This is a genomic window from Piscinibacter gummiphilus, assembly GCF_002116905.1.
Lineage (GTDB): Bacteria > Pseudomonadota > Gammaproteobacteria > Burkholderiales > Burkholderiaceae_C > Rhizobacter > Rhizobacter gummiphilus.
Genome location: NZ_CP015118.1, coordinates 1,341,969 through 1,366,687, shown reverse-complemented (window position 1 = coordinate 1,366,687; position 24,719 = coordinate 1,341,969). Strand labels below are relative to the sequence as shown.

Annotated in this window: 27 protein-coding genes; 14 read left to right on the top strand and 13 right to left on the bottom strand. The window is 70.2% G+C overall.

Annotation, left to right across the window (positions count from 1 at the left end; genetic code table 11):
• Positions 1-5 precede the first annotated feature (5 nt).
• Complete coding sequence (gene mraZ, locus A4W93_RS06225; protein ID WP_085749791.1) at positions 6-446, bottom strand: division/cell wall cluster transcriptional repressor MraZ; 441 nt, start codon at positions 444-446, stop codon at positions 6-8.
• 547 nt (positions 447-993) lie between these two features.
• On the opposite strand from mraZ, the gene A4W93_RS06220 reads away from it, so the two are divergent.
• On the top strand, positions 994-1,476 hold the full coding sequence (locus tag A4W93_RS06220) for a hypothetical protein (protein ID WP_085749790.1): 483 nt from the start codon (positions 994-996) through the stop codon (positions 1,474-1,476).
• A 183-nt stretch (positions 1,477-1,659) separates the two neighbouring features.
• The gene (locus tag A4W93_RS06215; protein WP_099959865.1) at positions 1,660-2,490 is read left to right on the top strand and encodes an SDR family NAD(P)-dependent oxidoreductase; all 831 of its coding nucleotides are present in this window, start codon (positions 1,660-1,662) and stop codon (positions 2,488-2,490) included.
• A gap of 3 nt (positions 2,491-2,493) precedes the next feature.
• Here the strand turns inward: A4W93_RS06215 and A4W93_RS06210 are convergent, their stop codons facing one another.
• From A4W93_RS06210 to A4W93_RS06190, 5 genes are all read right to left on the bottom strand, one after another.
• Positions 2,494-3,390 carry an AraC family transcriptional regulator gene (locus A4W93_RS06210; protein ID WP_085749788.1) on the bottom strand — a complete coding sequence of 299 codons (897 nt, stop codon included), beginning with the start codon at positions 3,388-3,390 and terminating at the stop codon, positions 2,494-2,496.
• Positions 3,387-4,322 (bottom strand): DedA family protein/thiosulfate sulfurtransferase GlpE, encoded by a 936-nt coding sequence (locus A4W93_RS06205; protein WP_085749787.1) that lies wholly within the window; start codon positions 4,320-4,322, stop codon positions 3,387-3,389. Before A4W93_RS06205 ends, A4W93_RS06210 begins: the two co-directional genes overlap by 4 nt.
• Before the next feature lie 70 nt (positions 4,323-4,392).
• Positions 4,393-4,725, bottom strand: a complete 333-nt coding sequence (locus A4W93_RS06200) for a hypothetical protein (RefSeq protein WP_085749786.1) — start codon at positions 4,723-4,725, stop codon at positions 4,393-4,395.
• A gap of 16 nt (positions 4,726-4,741) precedes the next feature.
• The gene (locus A4W93_RS06195) at positions 4,742-5,776 is read right to left on the bottom strand and encodes an alpha/beta fold hydrolase (protein ID WP_085749785.1); all 1,035 of its coding nucleotides are present in this window, start codon (positions 5,774-5,776) and stop codon (positions 4,742-4,744) included.
• Between the two features lie 189 nt (positions 5,777-5,965).
• Complete coding sequence (locus A4W93_RS06190) at positions 5,966-6,451, bottom strand: hypothetical protein (protein WP_085749784.1); 486 nt, start codon at positions 6,449-6,451, stop codon at positions 5,966-5,968.
• 205 nt (positions 6,452-6,656) lie between these two features.
• Between A4W93_RS06190 and atzF the strand changes: the two genes are divergently transcribed.
• From atzF to A4W93_RS06135, 11 genes are all read left to right on the top strand, one after another.
• The gene (atzF, locus tag A4W93_RS06185; RefSeq protein ID WP_085749783.1) at positions 6,657-8,462 is read left to right on the top strand and encodes an allophanate hydrolase; all 1,806 of its coding nucleotides are present in this window, start codon (positions 6,657-6,659) and stop codon (positions 8,460-8,462) included.
• Between the two features lie 43 nt (positions 8,463-8,505).
• The gene (locus A4W93_RS06180) at positions 8,506-9,498 is read left to right on the top strand and encodes an ABC transporter substrate-binding protein (RefSeq protein ID WP_085749782.1); all 993 of its coding nucleotides are present in this window, start codon (positions 8,506-8,508) and stop codon (positions 9,496-9,498) included.
• A 5-nt stretch (positions 9,499-9,503) separates the two neighbouring features.
• A complete protein-coding gene (locus A4W93_RS06175; RefSeq protein ID WP_085749781.1) occupies positions 9,504-10,322 on the top strand; it encodes an ABC transporter permease in 819 nt (272 codons plus the stop codon).
• 6 nt (positions 10,323-10,328) lie between these two features.
• A complete protein-coding gene (locus tag A4W93_RS06170) occupies positions 10,329-11,147 on the top strand; it encodes an ABC transporter ATP-binding protein (RefSeq protein WP_085749780.1) in 819 nt (272 codons plus the stop codon).
• Between the two features lie 41 nt (positions 11,148-11,188).
• On the top strand, positions 11,189-11,407 hold the full coding sequence (locus A4W93_RS06165; RefSeq protein ID WP_085749779.1) for a DUF4089 domain-containing protein: 219 nt from the start codon (positions 11,189-11,191) through the stop codon (positions 11,405-11,407).
• Positions 11,404-12,813, top strand: coding sequence for an AtzE family amidohydrolase (locus tag A4W93_RS06160; protein ID WP_237357708.1), 1,410 nt, complete (start codon positions 11,404-11,406; stop codon positions 12,811-12,813). The genes A4W93_RS06165 and A4W93_RS06160 overlap by 4 nt, the downstream gene beginning before the upstream one ends.
• 16 nt (positions 12,814-12,829) lie before the next feature.
• Positions 12,830-13,207 (top strand): oxalurate catabolism protein HpxZ, encoded by a 378-nt coding sequence (gene hpxZ / locus A4W93_RS06155; protein WP_085749778.1) that lies wholly within the window; start codon positions 12,830-12,832, stop codon positions 13,205-13,207.
• The gene (locus A4W93_RS06150) at positions 13,204-13,920 is read left to right on the top strand and encodes a GntR family transcriptional regulator (protein ID WP_085749777.1); all 717 of its coding nucleotides are present in this window, start codon (positions 13,204-13,206) and stop codon (positions 13,918-13,920) included. Before hpxZ ends, A4W93_RS06150 begins: the two co-directional genes overlap by 4 nt.
• A gap of 216 nt (positions 13,921-14,136) precedes the next feature.
• The gene (locus A4W93_RS06145; protein WP_085749776.1) at positions 14,137-15,003 is read left to right on the top strand and encodes a FecR family protein; all 867 of its coding nucleotides are present in this window, start codon (positions 14,137-14,139) and stop codon (positions 15,001-15,003) included.
• A 38-nt stretch (positions 15,004-15,041) separates the two neighbouring features.
• The gene (locus A4W93_RS06140; protein ID WP_085749775.1) at positions 15,042-15,914 is read left to right on the top strand and encodes a Tll0287-like domain-containing protein; all 873 of its coding nucleotides are present in this window, start codon (positions 15,042-15,044) and stop codon (positions 15,912-15,914) included.
• A 33-nt stretch (positions 15,915-15,947) separates the two neighbouring features.
• The gene (locus tag A4W93_RS06135; protein WP_085749774.1) at positions 15,948-17,393 is read left to right on the top strand and encodes a serine/threonine-protein kinase; all 1,446 of its coding nucleotides are present in this window, start codon (positions 15,948-15,950) and stop codon (positions 17,391-17,393) included.
• Here A4W93_RS06135 and A4W93_RS06130 read toward each other — a convergent pair.
• Positions 17,390-17,902, bottom strand: coding sequence for an MgtC/SapB family protein (locus A4W93_RS06130; protein ID WP_085754054.1), 513 nt, complete (start codon positions 17,900-17,902; stop codon positions 17,390-17,392). The two genes, A4W93_RS06135 and A4W93_RS06130, sit on opposite strands and share 4 nt — an antisense overlap.
• Before the next feature lie 313 nt (positions 17,903-18,215).
• Between A4W93_RS06130 and A4W93_RS06125 the strand changes: the two genes are divergently transcribed.
• The gene (locus A4W93_RS06125; RefSeq protein WP_099960033.1) at positions 18,216-18,650 is read left to right on the top strand and encodes a cache domain-containing protein; all 435 of its coding nucleotides are present in this window, start codon (positions 18,216-18,218) and stop codon (positions 18,648-18,650) included.
• A gap of 100 nt (positions 18,651-18,750) precedes the next feature.
• Here the strand turns inward: A4W93_RS06125 and A4W93_RS06120 are convergent, their stop codons facing one another.
• Genes A4W93_RS06120 through A4W93_RS06095 form a run of 6 tightly spaced genes read right to left on the bottom strand, consistent with a single transcriptional unit; the run spans position 18,751 to position 24,719 of the window.
• Positions 18,751-19,401, bottom strand: a complete 651-nt coding sequence (locus A4W93_RS06120; RefSeq protein ID WP_085749772.1) for a cysteine hydrolase family protein — start codon at positions 19,399-19,401, stop codon at positions 18,751-18,753.
• 20 nt (positions 19,402-19,421) lie between these two features.
• Positions 19,422-20,978: an ABC transporter ATP-binding protein gene (locus A4W93_RS06115; protein WP_085749771.1), complete on the bottom strand. Its 1,557-nt coding sequence runs from the start codon at positions 20,976-20,978 to the stop codon at positions 19,422-19,424.
• The gene (gene biuH / locus A4W93_RS06110; RefSeq protein ID WP_085749770.1) at positions 20,975-21,664 is read right to left on the bottom strand and encodes a biuret amidohydrolase; all 690 of its coding nucleotides are present in this window, start codon (positions 21,662-21,664) and stop codon (positions 20,975-20,977) included. Before biuH ends, A4W93_RS06115 begins: the two co-directional genes overlap by 4 nt.
• A gap of 1 nt (position 21,665) precedes the next feature.
• Positions 21,666-22,694: a formamidase gene (locus A4W93_RS06105; RefSeq protein ID WP_085749769.1), complete on the bottom strand. Its 1,029-nt coding sequence runs from the start codon at positions 22,692-22,694 to the stop codon at positions 21,666-21,668.
• Positions 22,695-22,707: 13 nt separating this feature from the next.
• Positions 22,708-23,628: an ABC transporter permease gene (locus A4W93_RS06100; RefSeq protein ID WP_085749768.1), complete on the bottom strand. Its 921-nt coding sequence runs from the start codon at positions 23,626-23,628 to the stop codon at positions 22,708-22,710.
• Positions 23,625-24,719, bottom strand: a complete 1,095-nt coding sequence (locus tag A4W93_RS06095; RefSeq protein WP_085749767.1) for an ABC transporter permease — start codon at positions 24,717-24,719, stop codon at positions 23,625-23,627. The genes A4W93_RS06100 and A4W93_RS06095 overlap by 4 nt, the downstream gene beginning before the upstream one ends.

The window sequence follows — 24,719 nt, the reverse complement described above, 5'->3', positions numbered from 1 at the left end:
AGCGTTCAGCCCGTGAAGTCTTCCAGCGCGTCGGGCATCTCGGATTCGAGGACCTTCGCTTCCTGTTCAGCGTAGGCGGCAGCGTTCCACAACTCCAGCCGCGAACCCATGCCGATGAGCACGACGTCCTTGGTCAGGTTGGCGGCGGCGCGGAGCTCGGGCGAGATCAGCACGCGGGAGGAGGCGTCGATGTCGACGTCCATGGCGCTGCCCATGAACACGCGCTTCCAGCCGTCGGCCTTCATGGGCAGGTCCATCAGCTTGTCGCGGAAGGTGTTCCACACGGGGCGGGGAAAGACGAACAGGCAGCCGCCGGTGCCCTTCGTGATGGTGAGTTGCGGGCCGGCTTCGGCGAGCAGCACATCGCGCTGGCGCGCGGGAACGGTAATCCGTCCCTTGGCGTCCAGCGTCAACGCTGACTGTCCCTGAAACCTAAAATTTGCCACGGAGACCCACTAAAGTGCACTTTCAGGCACTTTATCTGACGGTTTCCCCCACGTCAACGCGATTTGTAAGAAAAAATCAATGAAATCAAGAACTTACAAACGTCTTTGAAACACTTGATCCGCAAAATCAACGACTTGCAATGGGCTCTGAAAGTGTTGGGTTAGAAACAGGGGATGGCGCATTTCTTGATTCACCCCCTTCGAACCGTGAAGAAGGTCCCGAATCGCCGCCGAAACCCGCCGTTCACCGACCTGCGCGGCACCCCGTTCCGATGCCTTCCCCCACCGACGACCCGTTTTGCAGCCTTCCGGTGGCGGACGACCCCACCGATGACCGGGATCGCCGGCTCCGTCGCCCTCCGCGCCGTGGTGGCCGGAGGGCGACGGCCGGCCTCGGGCCCCGATTTTCAGCAGGGTGACGGCCGATGCGGCCATTGGCTCTCTTCCGTGCAACAACGTGTTCCGGGAAACCGTCTTTATCCGGATCGGGGTAAACCCTAAAGTTCGTTCCATGCCAACGCGCAGGAACAACCCCCAGGAGCACACGATGAGCAAGCTGAACCGCACCGCCCTCTTCACCGCCACCGTCGCCATCGCGTCGTTGAGCGCCTTCCTCACCGCCGTGCCCGCCCTGGCGGCCCAGCCGGACGCCTCGACCGTCGCCGCCCGCGCGGAACACGCCGAGCGCATGGCCCTGATCGGCCGCACCCCGCGCTACGATGAAGTGGCCGCCGCCCCGACCTTCGACACCGTGCCGGCCAACGAAGCCGCCCGCCAGCAGGCCTATGTGGAACGCGCCCAGCGCGCCGGCCGCACCGTGCAGTGGGGCGACGTGGCCCCGGCGCCGGTCTCCGCCGACGTGGCGCCCCGCAGCGTGGACGAAGCCATCACCAGCTACAAGGACCGCATGGCCCGCGCCGGCCGCACCGTGCAGTGGAACGAGGTGAACCCGGCCGCCACGGCGCAGGGTCTCGTCACGCGCAGCGTCGATGAAGCGGTGGCCAACGGCGCCACGCCGTCGCGCCTCTGACCGGCTGAAGCGTGAAGAAGGGGGCACCCGCGAAGGCGGGTGCCCCCTTCGTTCGTCCGGCCCTCCCCTGGCTGCAGGAACAGGCAGATCCCCCGGCGGATCCGGCATCCGCGCCCGGCCCCCCGTTCCTACGATGGCCTTCCGCCGCGACGACGCGGCATCCATCGACAAGGAACAATGCACATGGACAACGGAAAGGTCTGGTTCATCACGGGGGCGGCACGCGGCATCGGCGCCGAGATCGCACGGGCCGCGCTCGCGGCCGGCCACACGGTCGTCGCGACGGGGCGGAGTCTGGAGCCGCTGCAGCAGGTGTACCGCGAGTTCGGCGACACGGTGCTGCCGCTGGCCCTCGACGTGGCCGACGAGGCGCAGGCCGAAGCCGCCGTGGCCGCGGCGTTCGAACGTTTCGGCCGCATCGACGTGCTGGTCAACAACGCGGGCTACGGCCTGCTCGGTGCGTTCGAGACGCTCGCCGCGGCCGACATCGAGGCGCAGTTCACCACCAATGTCTTCGGGCTGATGCACGTCACCCGCGCGGCGCTGCCCGGGATGCGGGCGCGGCGATCGGGCCACGTCGTCAACGTGTCCTCGATCGGCGGCGTGACCGGCTTCGAAGGCTCGTCGGTGTACTGCGCCACCAAGTTCGCGGTGACCGGGTTCTCGGAGTCGCTCGCGCTGGAGCTGGCCCCGGCGGGCATCGCCGTCACGGTGGTCGAGCCGGGGTTCATCCGCACCGACTTCCTCGACGGCAGCTCGGTGCGCTACGGCACCCGCGACACGCCGGACGGGGTGTCGACCGAGCGGTCGTACTCGCAGTACAACGGCGAGCAGCCGGGCGACCCGGTGCGCCTGGCCGCGGCCGTGCTGAGCCTGGTGGCGCGCGAGCAGCCGCCGGTGCACTTCCTCGCGGGGTCCGACGCGGTGGAGATCGCCAGCACCGCCGTCGAGAAGCGCCAGCGCGAGCTGACCGCCGACCGGGCGCTGTCGCAGTCGGTGGACGGGCAGTTCTGAGGCTCAGTGCCGGGCGTCGCGCGACGGCGCCACGCCGAACAGCCGGCTGTACTCGCGGCTGAACTGGGACGGGCTCTCGTAGCCCACCCGGTGCCCGGCGCTCGCCACGTCCGCGCCGGAGGACAGCAGCAGCCGGCGCGCTTCCTGCAGGCGCAGCTGCTTCTGGAACTGCAGCGGACTCATCGACGTCACCGCGCGGAAGTGGTGGTGCAGCGACGACGGGCTCATGTGGACGTCGCGCGCGAGGTCGTCGATGCGCAGCGGTTCGGCGAACCGGGCCTTGAGCGACTGAATCACCTTGGCGATGCGGTGCGCATGGCTGCCCACCCGCGCGATCTCGGCGAGGCGACCGCCCTGCTCGCCGCGCAGCAGGCGGTACACCAGCTCCTGCATGGCGAGCGGCGCCAGCATCGGGATGTCGTCGGGCGTGTCGAGCAGGCGCATCAGCCGGATCGCCGCGTCGAGCATGCCGTCGGTGGCCGGGCTCGTGAACAGGCCGCGGGCGGTCGCCGGCGGGCGCCGGGACGGCGTCTGCGGCATCGCCATCACCACCGCCGACACCTCGGCCGGATCGAAGTCCACGCGGAAGCACAGGTACGGCTCGGCCGCGGTCGCATCCGTGACGTGGCCGCTCACGGGCAGGTCGGCGGAAATCACGAGGTAGCGCGACGCGTCGTACGAGTACACCTCGTCGCGCAGCAGCACGCGCTTGGCCCCCTGCGCGACGATGCACAGCGCCGGCTGGTGCACGGCATGGGTCATCTCGTCGCCCGAGAACGACTGGCGGATCACCGAGAGGCGCGGCACCTCCGTGGCGAAGGTGCCGTCGGCAGGCGCCCGGCGATGCAGCAGCCCGGCCAGCTCGGCCACCCGCGGCGAGGGAACGTCGTGCAGGTTCATGGCCCCGCTTCGGCCTCGATGGCCAGGCCCGCGGCGCGCCACGCGTCGATCCCCCCCTGCAGCGGGCGCACGCGCTTGAAGCCGCGCTCCATCAGCTTGCGCGCCACCAGCGCGGCCGAGGCCTCGTTCGGGCAGGCGCAGTAGACGATCACCATCGAGTCGTCCGCGGGGGCCCGCAGGTTCTCCGGCCAGGCATCGTGGTTGAAGACGATGGCTCCCGGGATGCGTCCGTCGTTGCGCGTGATGGCCGAGCGCACGTCGACGACGAGCGGGGTCTCGCCCTTCGCAAGCATGTCGGACAGGGTCTCGACCGAGATGCGGTCCATGCGCAGCTGGGCGTGGAACTGATGGCGGCGCCAGGCCTTCGACGCGATGAAGGCGGCGAGGAAGACGGCGACCAGCACCAGCCCCCACCGGCCCATCTCGCCCAGCACCGTCATCACGTCCTCGATGGCGCTGGCGAACAGCCAGCCGAGCGCGAGCCCGACGCCGGACCACAGCGCCGCGCCGATGCCGTCGAACACGATGAACGGCACGCGGCGCACGCCGGTGGACCCGGCCATCGCCGTGGCCACGCTCGCGAAACCCGGCACGAACTTCGCCACCACGAGCGACGGCGCGCCGAAGCGCGCGAAGATGGATTCGGTCTGGCGCACGCAGCCGTCCTGGGACAGCGACAGCTTGCACAGGCCGCGCAGCACCTGCGTGCCGAAGCGCTTGCCCGCCGCGTACCAGAGCCCGTCGGCGATCAGGCAGGCGAACACGGCGGTGGCCACCAGCGCGACGATGGACTGTTCGCCCCGGGCCGCGGCGGCCCCGGCCACGAGGAACACGGGGTAGGCGGGCACCGGCACGCCGGCCTGCTCCACCAGCACGCAACCGAAGACGAACAGCACACCGTATTGGGTGATCAGGTCGAGCAGCAGCGACACGAGGGGGCTCCGGGGGAATTCAGACCGTGATCTTCGCGCGTTTCGGTGACACGCGCCTCTCTCTTCGGGCTCAACCCTCCGCGTCCGGTGCGGGCGGGGGGTCCGGCAGGAACGGCCAGCCCAGCAGCTCGGCCAGGCGATGAACCACCCAGCGCGCCTCCGGACCGCTGACGCCGGACTCCGGGGTGTCGAGGCCGCGCAGGCAGCGCTCGAGCACGTCGTCCTCGGTCACGCCCAGCTGGAACAGCAGCGTGCGGGCGTGGTCGACGAGGTGGTTGGCGAGGTCCTCGCAGGCCTCGTAGCGGTCGCGCACGACGCGCAGGGGTTCCGTCAGCCGCTGGCGCGCATCGGTGTAGAGCGCGTAGAAGGACGGGGGGACTTCGATCTGGTACTCGTCGGACATGGTCCGCGTTTGTACCTCACCCTTGGGGCCCGGGCCGGAACGTGCGGCCGAGGCCCGCGTCGTAGGCCAGCAGCGCGGTGCGTTCGCGGTTGCCCGTGCCCAGCTTGCGGTAGATGTTGCTGACGTGGTTGCGCACGGTCTTCATGCCGAGGCCGAGCGCCTGGGCGATGGCGGTGTTGTCGCGGCCCTGGGTCAGCAGGTCCACCACCGCGGTCTCGCGCTCGGTGAGCGTCGCGAGCGGCGAGGACGCGTCGGGTTCGTGGGGCAGGAAGCCGCGCACCTCGCGCAGCCACTGCGGCCAGGCGGCTTCGCTCGCCTGCGGCAGGTGGTGCGAGCTGCCGAGCGGCACGAGCCTGGCATCGAACAGGTGCGAGACCAGCCATTCGGCCTCGGCGAGCGGCACCTCGGGATCGCCCGCCGCGTGCAGCAGCAGCGTGGGGCAGCGCACGCGGTCGAGCAACGCGGCCAGGTCGATCGCGTCCTCGATCTTGCGCATGCGTTCGGCCATCGGTGCGGACGTCGCGGCCTCGCGCAGGTCGGCCAGGCCGTCCGTCTCCGCCATCCATGGCGAACGCACGCCCGGACGCACCCACGCGCCATGGAGCACGAGGCGGCTCACTCGCTGTGGATGGCGCGCGGCGAACGCGAGCGCCACGGCGGCGCCATCGGAGATCCCGAGCATCGCGAAGCGCTCCAGGCCGTGGGCCTCGACCACCGCCTCGAGATCGGTGACCCAGTCGGCGAGTGTGGGCGCGGTCACGTCCCAGGCCGAAAGGCCGCAGCCCCGCCGGTCGTGGCGCACGAGCATGTGGTCGCTCGACAGCTCGGCGATGGTGTGGCCCCAGATTGCGCTGGCGGCGTCGAGGTCGAGGTGGCTGAGACCGTTCGACGCCTTCACCAGCGCCGGGCCGTGGCCGGCGACCGCGTGGGCGATGCGCACGCCGTCGGCGGTGCGGCAATGGGCGAGGTGCTGGCGGAACGGGGCAGGACGGCGCGCGGCCGGCGGCGCACCGGCACCTCCGGCGTCCTCCCGGACGAACTCGAGACCCATCGAGGGCTCCGTGCTCACGCGCACGCGCGAGGGCGGAGGGACGAACGGATGGTCATGGCGGTTTCCCCTTCTGTTGTTCGGAACGTCTTCGTCGACGAAGCAGTGTCCCGACAGGGGGTTTCACCGGGGTTTCCGGGAGCGGCCGCCTTGTTTCATTTGTTGTACGCGCCCGTCCGGCGCGCGGGACGGTCAGCCCGCGAGGGCGAAGCGGTCGGCCCGCGCGGCCTCGAGCACCGTGGGCAGGTCGGTCAGCAGCGCGTCGGCCGGGGTGCGTTCGCCGAGCCACACGTTGGGCGTCGAGAACCATTCGGCCAGCGCCCAGGGGTCGCACACGGCGTGCAGTTCGGCCGCCACCTGGCGGGCCTCGGGCCGCAGCGTCATCGAACCCAGTTCGAACTGGAACAGCGGCACCCACACCTCGCCGCGCCAGTCGAAGCCGATGGCCTCGCGCGACACGATCCAGCGCGCCAGCCGCGAGACGTCGCCGCTGCCACGCTGCGCGAGCAGTTCGGCCACCTCGTCGCCACGCGCCAGGCCGCCCGTTTCCCGGAAGGACCTCAGCATCGCCACGAACTGCCGATCGCTGTCGGCATCGCCCGCGGATCGCGAGGCACCTCGCGCCAGCACGGCGGGAGGGATCGGGGCGGACTCGAGGTTCGGGGCGACAAGTGGCATGGCGGCTCCGGTTCAGGAAGTGGGTGACGAACGATACGAACGGCCGCGCGACCCGGGCAGCGGGCGCGATGCCTTCGGGCCGTCGGTGGCCGTGCCCATCCCGTGTAGGACTCGGCTGACAGCACGTCGGGCATTCCGTCCGGTGGCACGCAATCTGCATGTCGTCTTGCATACAAGAATGCACGCACACATTCAGGGCACCCCGATGAGTCACGAACCCAGAACCCTTCCCGAGATCCGCCAAGCCCTGCGCACCGGCACCATCACCGTGCGGACGCTCATGGCCCGCGCGCTCGCGGCCAGCCGCGACGGCGCCCCGCAGGCCTGGATCTCCCGCAAGTGCGACGACGAGCTGTTCGCCCTCGCCGACGCGTGCGACACCCGCCTCGCCGCCGAAGGTTCCGCACTGCTCGACCGACTGCCCCTCTTCGGCGTGCCGTTCGCCGTCAAGGACAACATCGACGTCGCCGGCCTGCCCACCACCGCGGCCTACCGCGGCTGGGACCCGGCCCCCGCCACCACCCACGCCACGACCGTGCAGCGGCTCGCCGACGCCGGTGCCCTTCCCATCGGCAAGACCAACCTCGACCAGTTCGCCACCGGCCTCGTCGGCACCCGCTCGCCGTTCGGCGCTGTGCCCAACGCGTTCGATGCATCGAGGGTCAGCGGCGGCTCGAGCTCCGGCTCCGCCTACGTGGTGGCCACGGGCCAGGTGCCGTTTTCGCTCGGCACGGACACGGCCGGCTCGGGCCGCGTGCCTGCCGGCTTCAACCACATCGTGGGCCTGAAGCCCACGCCCGGCCGCGTGGGCACCGGGGGCGTGATCCCGGCGTGCCGCTCGATCGACTGTGTCTCGGTGTTCGCGCTGACGGCGGACGACGCCGCCGAGGTGCTGGCCGTCATGGAAGGCCCCGACGCACTGGACAGCTACAGCCGCTTCGAACCGGGGCCGGCCCGCTTCGGTGCCGCGCTGCGCGTGGGCGTCCCCGCCGCGCCGGTGTTCACGGGCGACCCGGCCTACGCCGCGCGCTTCGAGGAAGCCATCGCCCACCTGAAGGCGCTGGGCCACACCGTGGTGCCGATCGACTTCTCGCCCCTGCACCGCACCGCCGAGCTGCTGTACGGCGGCCCCTGGGTGGCCGAGCGCCACGCCGCGGTGCAGGCCGAACTCGCCGCGAACCCCGACGCCTTCGACCCCGCCGTGCGTCGGGTGATCGAAGGGGCCACCGCGTTCTCGGCCACCGACACCTTCCGCGGCCTCTACACGCTGCAAGCCGCGCGGCAGGCCACCGCCACCACGTGGACCGGCGTGGACCTGCTGATGACCCCCACCGCGCCGGGCCATCCCGGCATGGCCGACCTCGCCGCCGACCCGATCGGCGCCAACGCGGTGCTCGGCACGTACACCAACTTCGTGAACCTGCTGGGCTGGTGCGCGCTCGCCATGCCGTTCGCGTTCACGCCCGCGGGCCTGCCCTTCGGCGTGACCTTCATCGCCCCCGCGAACGCCGACGCGGCGCTCGCCCGCTTCGGCGACGACTGGCAGCGCAGCCTCGCACTCGACCTGGGTGCCGTCGGCCACCCGCTGCCGCCGGCCGCGCCGGCACGCCGCCCCGCGGCGACACCCGGCCTGCCGCTCGTCGTGGTGGGCGCGCACCTGACCGGCCTGCCGCTCAACGGGCAGCTGACCGAACGGGGGGCGACCTTCGTCGAAGCCACCTTCACCACACCCGACTACCGCCTGTACGCCCTCCCCGGCACCGTGCCGCCCAAGCCCGGGCTGCAGCGCGTGACCGACGGCGGCACCGCCATCGCCGTCGAGGTGTGGGACATGCCGATGGACCAGGTCGGCTCGTTCCTTGCGTTGATTCCCCCGCCGCTCGGCCTGGGCAGCGTGCAGCTCGATGGCGGCCGCTGGGTGCACGGCTTCGTCTCCGAAGCCCACGCCCTGGCCGGCGCCACCGACATCAGCCGCTTCGGCGGCTGGCGCGCCTACCTCGCTTCCCGTTGATCGCTTCTCTCCCTTCCACCCCACCCGCCCGCAGGACCCGCGCATGACCGACACGATCTCCACCCGCCGCCGCCAACTGCTCGCCGCCACCGCGGCCGGTGTCGGCGCCCTCGCCGCCCCCGCCCTCGTGCGCGCCCAGGGCAATCCGAAGATCCGCATCGGCTTCTGGCCGGTGGCCTCGGGGCTGCCGTTCTTCGCCGCCATCGAAAAGGGCTACTTCAAGGAGGCGGGTCTCGACGTCGAGCCGCTCAAGTTCGCGAGCGCACAGCAGGTGATGGAGGCCATGCTGGCGGGCCGCGCCGAGGGCAGCGCCAACGGCACCGCGTCCGCCGCGCTCGCCATCGGCGAACTCGCCCAGCCGGGCCTGCTGAAGATCTTCTGCACGAACCCGACGAACGCGAAGTACGTGCTCGACGAGTTCCTCGTCGCGAAGGACAGCCCCATCAAGTCCATCGCCGAGCTGAAGGGCAAGCGGGTGGCGTCGGGTCCCGGGATCCAGAACGTCACGCTCGCGAAGACGATGCTGGAACGCGCCGGCGCCGGCGCGATGAGCGTGACCGAACTCCCCATCGGCCAGCACGTCGCCGCGCTCGCGGCCGGCCAGGTCGACGCGGTGTACTCCCTCGAACCGAGCGGCACGGTGGGGCGCCTGAACGGCACCACCCGCACGCTCGAGGTGGGTGTGGTCGCGAAGTACATCCTCGGCGACCCGATGGCGCCGTGGCACGGCGGCGCGGCCAGCCTCACGACCGAGTTCATCAAGAAGAACCCGGACGTCGCGAAGAAGTACATCGCCGCCTACACGCGCGGCGTGGAGCTCGTGCGCACGAAGCCGGACGAGGCCCGCCCGTTCCTCAAGGGCTACACCGCCATCGACGGCCCGCTCACCGCCGAGGTGCCGATGTCCTCGTACATGCTCCACAACGAGTTCAAGGCGAGCGACATCGCGTACTTCCAGAAGTTCTACGACCTGTTCTCGGACAAGGGCATCTTCGAGAAGCGCCTGCTGGTCGAACCCCTCCTCTACAAGGGCTGAACGCCATGGCCGAGAGCACTCCCCTCCCCTGGACGCCGCCCGCGTCCACCGCCTCGGTGGCGCCGAAGCGCATCGCCTGGTCGAAGTTCCTCCCGGTCATCGGGCCGCTCGTGCTGTTCGTGATCTGGGACCTCGTCGTGCGGGCCGGCTTCATCAAGGCCATCCTGCTGCCGGCCCCGCTGGCCACGCTCGAGGCGCTGGTCACCGGCATGGCCGGCGGCCCGCTGCTGACCGACTTCCTCGTCACGGTCAGCCGCACGCTGCAGGCCTTCGCGTTCGCGGCGATCGTCGGCGTGCCGCTCGGGGTGGTGCTCGGCAGCAACGAACGCGCGTACCGCAGCGTGGAGTTCCTGATCGACTTCTTCCGCTCCACGCCGTCGTCGGCGCTGATCCCGCTGTTCCTGCTGATCTTCGGCGTGACCGACATCAACAAGATCGCCATCGCGGCCTTCGGCGCGCTGCTGATCGTCGTCTTCAACAGCGCCTACGGCGTGATGAACGCGCGCAAGCAGCGGGTGATGGCGGCCAAGGTGATGGGCGCGTCGAACTGGCAGATCTTCAAGGACGTGCTGATCTGGGAAAGCCTGCAGGCCACCTTCGTGGGCCTGCGCTCGGCGGTGTCGATGGCCCTCGTGATCGTCATCGTGGCCGAGATGTTCATCGGCTCCGACAACGGCCTCGGCCACCGCATCATCGACGCGCAGCAGGTGCTCAACGTGAAGAGCATGTACGCGGCCATCCTGTCGGCCGGCGCACTCGGCTACGCCCTCAACGTGCTGTTCCTCGTGATCGAACGGCGCATCGTCCACTGGAGCGGAAGGTAAGCAGCCATGGAAGTGCTCAACGCCCCCGTCGTGGCCGACGTGCCGCAACGCCCCTTCGTGCCCGGCCCCGCCGGCACGCACATCACCATCCGCGGCCTGACGAAGTACTTCGCCGGCTGGCCGCTCTACGAGAACTTCGACCTCGACATCCCGAAGGGCAAGATCGTCTCGGTGTTCGGGCCGAACGGCTGCGGCAAGTCGACGCTGATCAACATGATCTCCGGCCTGATCCCGATCGACGCGGGCGAGATCCTGTTCGACGGCAAGTCGCTGAAGGACACGAAGATCGGCTACGTGTTCCAGAACTACCGCGAGGCGATGTTCCCGTGGATGCGCACCATCGACAACATCGCCTACCCGCTCAAGCTGGAGGGCCGCTCCAAGGCCGAGGTGGACCGGCGCATGGCCGAGCTGGTGGCGTCCTTCGACGTCAAGTTCGACCTGAACCGCTACCCGTACGAGCTGTCGGGCGGCCAGCAGCAGACCGCGTCGATCATGCGGGCGCTGGCCCCCGGGCCCGAGGTGCTGTTCCTCGACGAACCGTTCTCGGCGCTCGACTTCGAGATGACTCTGTTCATCCGCGAGAAGCTGCAGGAGGTGTTCATGCAGACCGGCACCACGATGGTGCTGGTTTCGCACGATCTGGAGGAGGCCGTGTACCTCGCCGACCAGGTGCTCCTGCTGACCAAGCGCCCCACGAAGGTGGCAGAGATCTTGCACTACGAGGATGCGCGCCCCAGAACGGTGTCCACGCTGTCCGAACCCGCGTTCATCGCGGCGAAGAAGAAGAGCCTGGAGATCTTCCAGCGGGAAGTTCGCCGATGAAGGGCGCGCCGATGACCCCGGTACGAGAACGAGGACCCGCGATGCCCGACCTGCCCCCGCCCGAGACCCTGGACTATGTCCGGGCCTCGGCGCGATTCCTGAACCTGCCGCTCGACGAGGAGCGCATCGCCCGCGTGGCCGTGCACCTCGAGCGCACGCGCCACATGGTGGCCGACCTTCAGGCCCTGCCGCTGGACGTCGACGTGGAACCGGCCGAGATCTACAAGCCGGCACCGTTCCCTCCCGGATCGGACTCATGACCCTCGGACGGACCATCGACATGCAGACCGGACTCGACATCGTGCGCGGCATCCATTCGGGTGCGATGCTGGCCGAGGAAGCCCTGGAACACTGCATCGCCCGCATCGAGGTGACGGACGCCCGCGTCAACGCCTTCACCGACGGCACCTTCGAGCGCGCGCTGCGCGAGGCGAAGGCCATCGACACCCGGCGCGCGCGCGGCGAACCCATGCCGCCGCTGGCCGGCATGCCCTACGCCGTGAAGAACCTGTTCGACGTGGAGGGTGTCACCACCCGCGCCGGCAGCCGGGTGCGCAACGGCGAACCGCCGGCCTCCGCCGACGCGGTGCTGGTGCAGCGGCTGAAGGCGGCCGGTGCCGTGCTGGTGGGCGCGCTCAACATGGACGAGTTCGCCTACGGCTTCACCACCGAGAACAGCCACTACGGCGCGTGCCACAACCCGCGCGACCTGCGCCGCATCGCGGGCGGCTCGTCGGGCGGCTGCGGCGCGGCCGTGGCCGCGGGCCAGGTGCCCATGTCCCTCGGATCGGACACCAACGGCTCCATCCGCGTGCCCTCGTCGCTGTGCGGCGTGTGGGGCCTGAAGCCCACGTTCGGGCGCCTCTCGCGACGCGGCAGCTTCCCGTTCGTCGCGAGCCTCGACCACCTGGGCCCGTTCACCCGCACGGTGGAGGACCTCTCGGCCACGTACGACGCGCTGCAGGGCCCCGATCCGGAAGACCCGGCCTGCCATGCGCGCCACGTGCAGAGCACCTTCGGCCACCTCGACGCCGGCGTGCAGGACCTGCGCATCGGCGTGCTGGGCGGCTACTTCGAGGACAACGCGGGCCCGCTCGCGATGCGCGCCGTGCAGGACGCCGCGCGCGTGCTGGGTGCCACGCCAGGCGTGACCTGGCCGGACGCCGCGCTCGCCCGCGTCGCCGCCTTCGTGGTGAGCGCGAGCGAAGGCGGCGCACTGCACCTGCCCCAGCTGCGCGACCGCGCCGCCGAATTCGAGCCGCTGTCGGTCGACCGCTTCATCGCGGGCGCGCTGCAGCCCGCCGAGTGGTACGTGCGGGCGCAGCGCTTCCGCCGCCGCTACCGCGACGAGGTGCTGGACCTCTTCCGCGACTGGGACGTGCTGCTGGCCCCCGCCACGCCGGTGCCGGCCACGCCCATCGGTGCCGAGCAGTTCGAACTGAACGGCCGCTGGCTGCCCGCGCGGCCGTCGATGGGCCTGCTGACCCAACCCATCTCCTTCGCCGGCTGCCCCGTCGTCGCGGCGCCCCTGTGGCCCGAGGGTGTGCGCGGCCTGCCGATGGGCGTGCAGGTGATCGCCGCCCCGTGGCGCGAGGACCTCGCCCTGCGCGCGGCCCGCGTGCTCGAGGCCAGCGGCCTCGCCCATTCGCCCATCGCCACCTTCTGAATTCCCTCTTCTCCCGATGCAACCCATCAACGATCCCCAGGTGCTGGCCGAGGTCAACGCCGCCTTCGACCGCTACGAGACCGCCCTCGTCACCAACGACGTCGCCGTGCTCGACGAACTCTTCTGGAACAGCCCCCACACGCTGCGCTACGGCGTGGGCGAGAACCTCTACGGCTACGAGGCCATCCAGGCCTTCCGCGCCGGGCGGCCGTCGGCCGGCCTCGAGCGCACGCTGCTGCGCCGGCAGATCACCACCTACGGCACCGACTTCGCGATGGCCAACGTCGAGTTCGAACGCGCGGGCTCCACGCGCATCGGCCGGCAGTCGCAAGCGTGGGTACGCACGCCGGAGGGCTGGCGCGTGGTCTCCGCGCATGTAAGCTTGATGGGATGAAACCGCCGGTCCAGGCCAAGCGTCCGCCCGAACCCAATCCTCGCGACCTCACCCGGTCCGAGGTGGCGTACCGCCGCATCAAGACCGCCATCTTCGACTTCGTGCTGCTGCCCGGCGAGGGTTTCACCGAAAGCGACATGGCCGAACGGCTGGGCATGTCGCGCACGCCGGTGCGCGAGGCGCTGTTCCGCCTCGAACTCGAGTCGTACGTGAAGGTGGCGTTCCGCAGCGGCTGGAGCGTGGCCCCGTTCGACTTCCGCAAGCTGGAAGACCTGTACGACCTGCGCGTGGTGCTCGAATGCAGCGCCATCGACCGGCTCTGCGCCGCCGACCCGATGCCCGACCTGTCCGAGCTGAAGGCCGTGTGGCTGGTGCCCGAACGCGACCGCCTGACCGACACCACCGAGGTCGCCACCCTCGACGAGGCCTTCCACGCCGCACTGGTGCGCGCGGCCGGCAACGCCGAGATGGCCCGGGTGCATGCCGACGTGACCGACGGCATCCGCATCGTGCGCCGGCTCGACTTCACGCAGCCCCCCCGCATCGCCGCCACCTATGACGAACACGCGAAGGTGCTGAAGGCCGTGCTCGCCCGCCGCGCCGACCCCGCGAAACTGCTGCTGCGCACCCACATCGAGGCCAGCAAGGCCGAGGTGCGCAAGATCACCATCCACAAGCTGCACAGCGCCCGTCCGGCCGAGGGCACCCTCTGAGCCGCCGCATCGGCCGGGTCCGGTAACGACAGCATGGCGGGAACCGTGCGATGTGTCACGGAGAGGAACCGTTTCCGCCCGCCTCCGGTGACCTTCGGCCATCGATATTTCACCCGCGCGGCGATATGCTTCACCGACTTCGCCGGAAAGTCGCGCCCTGCCGCGTCCCCAGGAGCCCGCGCTCCACCCGGTACGACACGTCTCCTGGAGAACTCGATGTGGAAACTTGCGCTGCGCGCCCTGGCGCTCGCGGCCCTGCCCGGCGTGGTGTTCGCCGCGTCGCCCGTTGCGACCGTCACCATCGTCGACGGTGATGCGGCGCTGCTCCGCGACACGGCGGCGTTCGGCCTCGCCGAAGGCGTGCGCCTGCAGAAGGACGACATCGTGCACACCGGCGCGAAGGGCCGTTTCGTGCGCCTCGAGTTCGCCAACGGCATCGTCGCCGACCTGGCGCCGGACACCCGGCTGATGCTGTCGCCGAAGGCGGGCAAGTCCACGCCCCAGATCTACCTGCTCACCGGTGCGGTCAAGCTCACCGTGCCGTCCACCTTCCCCGCCGGTGACACCGTGCTCGCCGCCCCGTCGCTCGAACTCTCGGCCGTGGCCAAGGGCGTCGTGCTGTCCACATCGGGCGAGCAGACGGCGCTGTTCACCGAATCGGGCGCCGCCACCGTCGTCGAGCGCCAGGACTTCAAGCCGCAGCAGCCGCTGACGCTCAAGGCCGGCCAGTTCTACGCCCGCACCGGCAACGCGAAGGCGCAGGTCACGGGCCGGCCCACCGGCGCCTTCATCCAGTCGCTGCCGAAGGCCTTCCTCGACACGCTGCCCGCGCGCCTCGACATGTTCAAGGGCCGCGACACGGCCCCGAAGCCCGCGGCCGAACCGTCCTATGCCGACCTGCAGCCGTGGATCGACGCCGAGCCGGTGCTGCGCCCCCTCTTCGTGACCCGCTGGCGCACCCTCGCCAAGCGGCCCGACATCCGTGCCGGCCTCGTCGCCGACATGGCCGCCCACCCCGAGTGGGACCGCACGCTGTTCCCCGAGAAGTACCGTCCCAAGCCGCCAGCATCGGCAGTCCGCTGACTGCCGCTCCTCCATCGCCTGCCAGCCGCCCAAGCCCCATGAAACTGCTCCTCAAATTCAACCTGGTGTTCCTGCTCGTGTTCGTGCTCGGCCTGGCCGCGTCCGGCACCATCGCGCGCAAGCTGCTGCAGGACGGCGCCCACGAGGAAGTGCTCGACCGCGCCCGGCTGCTGATGGAAAACGCGATGGCCGTCAGCTCGTACACGGCCAACCAGGTGGCCCCGCTGCTCGAGACGCAGATGAAGTACACGTTCCTGCCGCAGTCGGTGCCGGCCTACTCGTCCACCGAGGTGCTCAACGCGCTGCGCAAGGCCCACCCCGAGTACGCGTACAAGGCGGCCATGCTGAACCCCACGAACCCGCGCGACCGCGCCCAGGACTGGGAAGAGGACGTGATCATGCAGTTCAAGCAGGACCCGGAGCGCACCGAGTTCATCGGCCAGCGCGACACGCCGTCCGGCCGCTCGCTCTACATCGCCCGCCCCATCAAGCTGACGAACCCGAACTGCCTGCGCTGCCACAGCACGGTGGACGCCGCCCCGGCCCCACTGGTCGAGAAGTACGGCCCGGCCAACGGCTTCGGCTGGGTGCTCAACGAGCCGCTCGGCGCGCAGGTGGTGTCCGTGCCGATGTCCGTGCCGCTGCAGCGCGCCGACCGCGCCTTCGTCGTGGTGATGGGCCTGCTGGCCGCGGTGTTCCTCGCCATCGGCGTGGCGCTCAACCTGATGCTGTGGCAGCTCGTGATCCGGCCGGTGAGCCACCTGTCGAAGCTCGCCGACCGCGTGAGCCTGGGCGAACTCGACGCCCCCGAGTTCAAGGCACGCTCGCGTGATGAAATTGGCGTGTTGTCCGAATCGTTCGCCCGCATGCGCAAGAGCCTCGTCCATGCGATGAAAATGCTGGACACCTGATCCTTGGCACAACCCCCTGGCTAGACGGCGTCGATGAAACACCCCGAAAAACTCGGCAAGTACCCGATCACCGGCGTGCTCGGCGAAGGGGCCATGGGCGTCGTCTACAAGGGCTACGACCCGATCATCCAGCGGCCGGTGGCCATCAAGACGATCCACAAGCAGCTGATCGGCGACGACCCGTCGGGCACCTCGGCCACGGCACGCTTCCGCAACGAAGCCCAGGCCGTGGGCCGCCTGCTGCACCCCGGCATCGTCGCCATCTACGAATACGGCGAGGACGACAACACCGCCTTCATCGCGATGGAGCTGGTGCAGGGCCGCACGCTGTCGCAGATCCTCGATGCGAACCCGGTGCTGCCCGAGCCCGACGTGCTGCGCATCATGGACCAGCTGCTGGCCGCGCTGGACGTCGCCCACCACCATGGCGTGTGGCACCGCGACATCAAGCCCGCCAACATCCTGATCACCTCCACCGGCCAGCTGAAGATCACCGACTTCGGCATCGCGCGCATCGAGTCGGTGGCGCTGACCCAGGTCACCTCCACCATCGGCACGCCGGGCTACATGGCGCCCGAGCAGTACCGCGGCGACCAGGTGGACCACCGCGTCGACCTCTTCGCCGCCGGCGTGCTGCTGTACCGCATGCTCGCCGGCGAGCAGCCCTTCCGCGGGTCGGTCGAATCGGTGATGTACCAGATCCTCCACAAGGACCCCACGCCGCCCAGCCAGATGCTCGGCACGATGCGGCCGGTGTTCTACGACACCATCGTCGCCAAGGCCCTCGCGAAGGACAAGCTCGCCCGCTTCGAGAGCGCCGCGCAGTTCCGCTCCGCGCTCGAGAAGCGCGTGCAGGCCATTCCCGAGGCCGAGGCGCAGACCACGGTCATCGTCGTGCACGGCCAGGCCTCGTCGGCCTACGCCGGCAGCCCGTCGTCCGGCGAGATGGCCACGATGCCCGTGCCGGCGCTGCATTCCGCCACCGTGCCGCCCGGCTGGAACGCCGACGAGCTGGCCCGCGTCGAGCAGACCCTCGCCGGTTTCGTCGGCCCGGTCGCCAAGGTGCTGGTGCGCATGGCCGCCAAGACCGCGGGCGACCTGAACGCGCTGACCAGCGCCCTCACCACCCACCTGCCCGACGAACGCGACCGGCAGACCTTCCTGACGAAGATCGCCACGTCGGGTGTGCAGCGCACGCACGCCTCCACCGGCGGAGCCACCGTGCGCACGGGCCCCACGCCCACCCCGAAGCCCGCCACCGTGGGCGGCACGCAGGGCCAGCCCGTGGCCCCGGACGACGTGGCCCACGGCTTGAAGGTGCTCACGAGCCACATCGGCCCCATCGCGGCCATCGTGGTCAAGAAGGCCTCGGCCAAGGCGCCCACGCAGGAACAGTTCTTCCAGATGCTCGCCGAACACGCGAGCGAGGGCGCAGAGCGGGACCAGCTGCTCAAGGCCCTGCGGCGCAAGACCGCCTAGGGTTCGTGCGTCGACCCGTTCTCCGACGGGCGCTCGAGGTTCGGGAAGATCAGCGGCAGCAGGAACAGGATGAACAGCGCGAGCAGCGTCGCCAGGATGGCGGTCACCTCGCGCCCGAGCCCGGCCGCCACGCCGATCGCCGCGGTGAACCAGATGCCGGCCGCCGTGGTGAGTCCCTTCACGTGCGACGTGCTGTCGCCCTTCCAGATCGTGCCTGCACCGAGGAAACCGATGCCGGCCACGAGGCCCTGGATCACCCGGGTCATGTCGGCCGGCTGCACGCCGGACTGGAACGGCACCAGCACGAACAGCGCCGAGCCACTCGCCACGAGCATGTGCGTGCGCACGCCCGCCGACTTGCCCTTCTGCCCGCGCTCGTAGCCCAGCAGCGCCCCCAGCAACGCGGCCAGCAGCAGCCGCACCACGAGGCGCGTGAGCCCTTCGAGGTCGGGGATGTCGGAGAACTCGGCCACCAGCGTGTCGGTGACGGCATTCCAGCCTGAGGCCATCGTGGGGTGCTCCCGGGTCGGTTGTCGGATGCGGCCGATCATGCCGCATGCCTGTGGCCAAGTCCCTCATCGGGGAATGACAACCCCTAGCGGACGGGGTTTGGTGTCGCAGGGTTTCAGTTGTTTCCCAGGGCAAATGCTGCGCCGCAGCGCGAGTTTCACCCGTAGGATCCGCAGCGCCGTTCGGTGAGGGTCACGAGCCTGCAAGTCACTGAATTCAAAGGAAATTTCCCGACACGATCATTTCCGAAACACGGCTGCCGAATCCCTATCAATAAATCGAGACAAGGAATATCCCATGAAGAATACCTGGATGGTTTCCGCATTTGCCGCCGCCGCCGTCACGCTGGGTTCCAGTGCCGCCTTCGCGGCGGCACAGGGCTCCGCCGCCGAGGCGAAGTCGATGCTCCAGAAGGCCGTCGTCGCCCTGAAGGCCGACAAGGCCAAGGCCCTCAGCCAGTTCACCAAGGGCGAGAACGGCTTCCGCGACCGCGACCTGTACCCGTTCTGCGGCGGCGCCGACGGCACGTTCACCGCCCACCCCACGCTCACGGGCAAGAGCATGAAGGACCTGAAGGGCAGCGACGGCGAACCCGTCGGCACGCGCCTGTACGACTCGGCCAAGGAAGGCGAGATCAGCGAGGTGGAATACGTGTGGCCGAAGCCGGGCGCTTCGGCGCCGTCGCCGAAGGTGAGCTACGTCACCAAGGTGGGTGACCAGGTGTGTGCGGTCGGGTACTACAAGTGACCGCCCGGGAGCGCGGTCATCCCGGCGAACGCCGGGATCCACTGCGGCCGTGACGCACCGGCGTGACGGTGGGCCCCGGCGTCTGCCGGGGTGACCGCCGTCACGGCATGTCCGCCAGCTTCATCGTCCACCCCACGATGCCGCCCTGCGCCCGGATCATCGCCAACGCCGAGTCCTTGAACTCGGGGAAGTAGGAGCCCGTGGCCTCCTCGACGATCGCGCACTCGAAGCCCCGATCGTTGGCCTCGCGCATCGTCGTCTGCACGCACACCTCGGTGGTCACGCCACCGAAGATCAGGTGCGTGATGTGGCGGGCCTTCAACTCGTCCTCCAGCACCGTCGCGTAGAAGGCGCCCTTGCCCGGTTTCGCGATCACGAGGTCCCCTGGTGCGGGGGCCAGCGCCGGCACGAAGTCCGCGCCCGGTTCCCCGTCGATCAGGATGCGGCCCATCACACCCGGGTCGCCGATGCGCAGCGACGGCTTGCCACGGCGCAGCTTGGCGGGCGGGCAGTCCGACAGGTCGGGGCGGTGGCATTCCTTCGTGTGGATGACCCAGATGCCCAACGCGCGGCACCACGCCACGAGGGCGGCCGCGGCGTCCACCACGGGCGCCAGCAGCGACACGTCGTTGCCCAGCGTGGCGCCGAAGCCGCCGGGTTCGATGAAGTCGCGCTGCATGTCGATCATCACGAGCGCGGTGCGGCGCGGGTCGAAGCGGAAGGGGTCCGGCTGCGCGGGGATCGTGATCATCGGGTCGTTCCAGTCGTTGTTCAATGCGCCGTGCCACCCATGAACGCGCCCAGCGCGTTGCGGTCGGCCGTCACGGCATCGGTCTCGTGCACCACGCGCCCCTCGCTCATCACGGCGATGCGGTCGGACAGGGTCATCAGCTCGTCGAGGTCCTCGCTGATCAGCAGCACGGCCCCGCCACGGTTGCGCACGTCCATCAGCCGCTGGTGGATCTCGGCGACGGCAGCGAAGTCGAGGCCGAACACCGGGTTCGAGACGATCAGCACGTCGGCATCGTCGCTCAGCTCACGCGCCAGCACCGCGCGCTGCACGTTGCCGCCGCTCAACGACCGGATGGGGGCCTGCTCGCCCTGCGTCTTGACGCCGAAGGTGTGGATCAGCGCGCGGGCGCGCTCGCGCAGGAAGCGGCCGCGCAGCCAGCCCGCGCGCACCACCGGCGCCTCGTCGAAGCGCCGCAGGCCGATGTTCGCGGCCACGCTCATCTCGCCCACGCACGCGTTGCGCAGCGGCTCCTCGGGCAGGCTGCGCACCTTCAGGCGCTGGTTCTGGGCGCGGGTGGCGCGGAAGCGCTCCTCGCCCACCCACACCTCGCCCGACACGCGCCGGCGCTGGCCCACGAGCGATTCGGCGAACTCGCGCTGCCCGTTGCCGGACACGCCGGCGATGCCGACGATCTCGCCGGCGTGCACCGCGATGTCGAGACCGTCGACGGCCCGTTCGCCCCGGTCGCCGTCGACCACGAGCGACGTCACCCGCAGGCGCGGCGCGCCGCGGGGCTTGCCCGATCGCTCGGGGGGCGCGAACTCGGTGCGGGCCTCGTCGGCCCCGCCCACCATCTCGACGGCCAGCTGCTGCGGATCGGTCTCGGCCACGCGATGCGCGGCCACGAGCCGGCCCTTGCGCAACACGCTCACGTCGTCGGCGTAGGCGCTGACCTCGCGGAACTTGTGCGTGATCATCACGATGCTGCACTCGCCCGCGTGCGCGCGGTCGCGCAGCAGGCCCAGCACCTCGTCGGCCTCCTGCGGCGTCAGCACCGACGTGGGTTCGTCGAGGATCAGCAGGCGCGGCTTCAGCAGCAGCTGCTTCAGGATCTCGAGCTTCTGCTTCTGCCCGGCCGACAGGTCCTGCGGGGTGGCGTCGAGGTCGAGGCGGAACGGCGTGGTGGCGAGGAAGGCCGTGAGTTCGGCACGCACCGCCTTCCAGTCGATCACCGCGGGCAGCTTGCCGCGCGCGAGCAGCAGGTTCTCGGCCACGGTCATGCCGGGCACCACGGTGAAGTGCTGGTACACCATGCCGATGCCCAGCTCGCGCGCGACCACGGGCGTCGAGATGTCGCGCTCGCGGCCGTCGATCAGCACGGCGCCGTGTTCGGCGCGCTGGTAGCCCACCACACACTTCACCAGCGTGCTCTTGCCGGCGCCGTTTTCACCCAGCAGCGCGTGCACCGTGCCCGGCCGCACGTGCAGCGAGACGCCGTCGAGCGCGGTGAACGCACCGAAGCGTTTGGTCAGCTCGAACGTGTCGAGCGCCAGCGCACCGGTGGGGCGCGGCACCGGGTCGAGCGGGGCCGTCATGCGAGACCCTCGATGATCGAGGCGGCATCCGACACCGCGCCGAACACCCCGCCCTGCATCGTCACCATCTTCAGCGCCGCCGCGTGGTTGCCCGCGTCGGTGGCGGCGGTGCAGTCGGAGACGATCAGGCATTCGTAGCCGCGGTCGTTCGCGTCGCGCATCGTCGTGTGCACGCACACGTCCGTCGTGATGCCGGTGAGGATCAGGTTGCGGATGCCCAGCGTCTTCAGCACCAACTCGAAGTTGGTCGCGTAGAACGAGCCCTTGCCGGGTTTGTCGATCACCGGTTCGCCGGGCAGCGGGGCCAGTTCCGGGATGATCTCCCAGCCCGGCTCGCCGATCGTCAGGATGCGGCCGCACGGCCCCACGTCACCGATGCCGATGCCGTTCGTGCCGATCTGTCGCGAGCGCCAGCGCTTGTTGGCCGGCAGGTCCGAGAGGTCGGGCTTGTGGCCTTCGCGCGTGTGGATGACGGGGTAGCCCTTCGCGCGCATCGCGGCGAGCAGGCGCTTCAGCGGCTCGATGGGCGCACGGGTCAGCGAGATGTCGTAGCCCATCTTGTCGACGTACCCTCCCGGGCCGCAGAAGTCGACCTGCATGTCGATGATGACCAGGGCCGTGTCCTGCGGGGACATCCGGCCGTCGAACGGCCAGCGGTACGGTTCGGCGGCGATGTAGCGTTCCATGTCAGTCGGCCTTGCGCGAGTCGGGGACGAGGGGGTGGGCCTGCGGACCGGCGTACGCGCGCGTGGGCGCATCGAAGCCGCACGAGGTGCCGTCGGTCACGTCGACGGACCATGGCAGGCGGTAGCGGCCGGCGGCCATGTCCTTCATGAAGGTGTACGGGCAGTCCTGGGCGCCACCTTTCACGGCGACGTAGCCGCGGTGGTAGAGCTGGTAGATGTTGTTCTCGACGCCCCAGCCCTGGCGAGCCTCGCGCACGAGGTCGGGCCGCAGCTCGCACGTGATGATCTCGTCGGGTCGGCCGCCGCCCTCGACCATCACGGTGCCGTCGAAGCTGCAGAACATGCCCTCGCCCATCGAGTCGAAGGTGCCGTCGCTGCCGCACAGGCACACGCTGGCGGTGTACGCGAGGTTGCAGAACGCGTTGGCCTGGTTCGTCACCTTCCACGCGTGGCGGATGGGCGCGGTGTAGCCGGCGGTGCGCAGGATGATCTCGGCGCCCTTGTAGGCGGCCTCGCGCGCCATCTCGGGGAACATGCCGTCGTGGCAGATGATCAGCGCGAGCTTGCTGCCGTTCGGGCCGTCGCACACCGGCACGCCCACGTTGCCGGGCTCCCACGGCTCCACCGGCACCCATGGGTGCAGCTTGCGGTAGTACAGGCGGATGTGGCCGGTGTCGTCGACGATCAGACCGCTGTTGTACGGGTTGCCGTGCGGGTTCGCCTCCATGATCGAGAAACAGCCCCAGATGCGGTACTCGCGGCAGGCGTCGCGCAGCGCGGTCACCTCGGGGCCGTCGAGCGCGCACATGATCTCCGGCGAAGTGTCCATCGACAGGCCGTGCAGCGCGTACTCGGGGAACACGACGAGGTCCATCGTGCCCTGGTTGCGCCGGGCCTTGCCCACGAGTTCGCACACGCGCGCCGTCTGCGCCGTGAGGTCGGCCTTCGTCTTCACCGACGGCAGCTGCAGCTGCACGAGGCCCACCACCACGCCCTGCTTCGACTTGTTCAATCCCCCGAGGCCACTCATGCACTGCTCCTTGTCACCGTGTCACGCCCAGTTCGGCCGGCATGCCCTTGACGCTGCGCGAGGGGGAGCAGGTCCACACCAGGATCGCCAGCGTCAGCACGTACGGCACCGCATTGAAAAGGTAGTAGCCGCTGCTGATCCCGACCGACTGCAGCGCCGGTCCGAGTGCACCGGCGCCGCCGAACAGCAGCGCGGCCCACAGGCAGCGCCACGGGTTCCAGCGCGCGAAGATCACGAGGGCCACCGCGATCAGGCCCTGCCCACTCGACAGGCCCTCGTTCCAGCTGCCGGGGTAGTACAGCGACAGCGAGGCGCCGCCCAGCCCCGCGATGAACCCGCCGGCCACCGTGGCGGCCGTGCGGATCGTGTTGACGGAATACCCGAGCGCCCGCGTGGCGTCGGTGGAGTCGCCCGCCATGCGCAGCACGAGGCCGATGCGGGTCGAGCGGAAGCCCCACGCCATCAGCGCGGCGATGGCCACGCCGATCGGGAACAGCGCGTTGACCTGCAGCGCCGAGCGCACCTGGGCGGACGAACTCCAGTCGCCGAGCGGCAGCGGCGGGATCTGCGGCGCCTGCGGCTGGATCAGCGGCTTGCCGAGGTAGAACGCGAGGCCGCTGCCGAGCAGCATCAGCGCGATGCCGGTGGCCACGTCATTCACGCGCGGCAGCGAACACACGAGCCCGTGCAGCAGCGCGAGCAGCGCACCGCTGCAGCCGGCGATCAGCACGCCGGCCCACACGTTGCCGGTGAGGTACGCACCGCCGAAGCCGGCCATGGCCGACAGCACCAGCACCCCTTCGAGGCCCAGGTTGATGCGCCCGGCCTTTTCGGTGAGGCACTCGCCGAGGCTCACCATCAGGAACGGCGTGCCCACCCGGATCGCGCCGCCGAGCACGGCGATCAAGACATTGAAGACGAGGTCGGCGGTCATGCGTTGGCCTTGATCACGGTGTTGGGCGCCACCTTGGGCACGACAGGCCGCTTCGGGAACCACGAACGGCCACGGAGCGCCTCGCTCGCGAGGATCAGCAGGAACGCGAAGCCCTGCAGCACCATCACCGACGCGTCGGGCACGTCCATGCGCCGCTGCAGCAGGCTGCCCGCCGCGCCGAAGCCGCCGAACAGGATCGCGACGGGAATCACGGCCCACGGGTTCTGCCGCGCGACGAACGCGACGAGGATGCCGGTGTAGCCGAGCCCCGCGATCAGCGAGGCGTTGGCGTTCGTGTGCACGGCCGCGACCTCGATGCCGCCGGCGAGACCGGCACACGCGCCACCCACGGCGCAGGCAGCGATCACGATGCGGTGGCCCGGCAGGCCCACGATCAGCGCGGCGCGCACGTTGCCGCCCACCACGCGGGTGGCGAAGCCGGATGCGGTGAAGAAGAGCCAGGTGCCGAGCAGCAGGCACGCGGCGATGCCGAAGACGAGGCCCCAGTGGATGTCGGAGCCGGCGATGGTGCCGATGCGGATGCCCTCGCTGAGCGACAGCGTGGACGGCTTGTTGAGGCTGGCCGGGTCGCGCATCGGGCCCTCCACCGCGTGCTTGAACAGCGACACCGCGGTGTACGAGAGCAGCAGGCTGCTGATGGTCTCGTTGACGCCGCGGTACTGGCGCAGCACGCCGGCAAGCGCCACCCAGGCCGCGCCCGCCACCGCGGCGGCGGCGAGCACGATGGCCGTGCCCACGCCGTTGTCGGGCAGCGTGAACGCGTACGGCACCGCGGCGCACGCGAGGCCGCCCAGCACCAGCGCGCCCTCGCCACCGATCACGACGAGGCCTGCGCGCGCGGGGATCGCCACGCACAGCGCCGTGAGCATCAGCGGCGCGGCGCGCTGCAGGGTGTTCTGCCAGGAGAACCAGTCGCCGAACGCGCCCTTGAAGAGCAGCGTCCAGGCCTCCACCGGGCTCTTTCCGCCAAACCAGATGAAGAGGCCGAACAGCAGCAGCGCGCCGGCCATCGCGGCGATGGGCAGCACCACCGAATCGATGGCGTTGCGCTGGGAGGGCGACAGGGCCAT